Origin of the sequence: Halomonas sp. ND22Bw (genome assembly GCF_003011945.1) — a bacterium.
Taxonomy (GTDB): Bacteria; Pseudomonadota; Gammaproteobacteria; order Pseudomonadales; family Halomonadaceae; genus Halomonas; species Halomonas halophila.
Genome location: NZ_PXWD01000771.1, coordinates 1 through 275, shown reverse-complemented (window position 1 = coordinate 275; position 275 = coordinate 1). Strand labels below are relative to the sequence as shown.

Below are 275 nucleotides of genomic sequence, written 5' to 3'. Positions count from 1 at the left end.
CGACTTCAACGCCAGGCCCGAGACAAACAAAAAGGGCGGCCCGCGAACGGACCGCCCTTCGTTGTTTCTAGAGCACCTATCCTTCTTAGAAGGAGATGCGGGCGCCCAGCTTGATCTGCCAGGTCGAGGCCGGAAGTTGGGCGTTCGGACGGCGCGCCTCGCCAGCCAACGGCGAACCGGCGACCGTGCTGGCGCTTTGCAGTTGCGAGTACTGATAGACCGCGTTCGGAGCCGCGCAGGAGGCGGCGATGCCCGCCGCCTGGCAGTTCAGAACC

Annotated in this window: 1 protein-coding gene; it reads right to left on the bottom strand. The window is 65.1% G+C overall.

Annotated elements, in window-relative coordinates; all coding sequences use genetic code 11:
• Nucleotides 1–85: 85 nt before the first annotated feature.
• A partial coding sequence (locus tag CVH10_RS25990; protein ID WP_181244579.1) for a hypothetical protein occupies nucleotides 86–275 on the bottom strand: 190 nt, incomplete at its 5' end.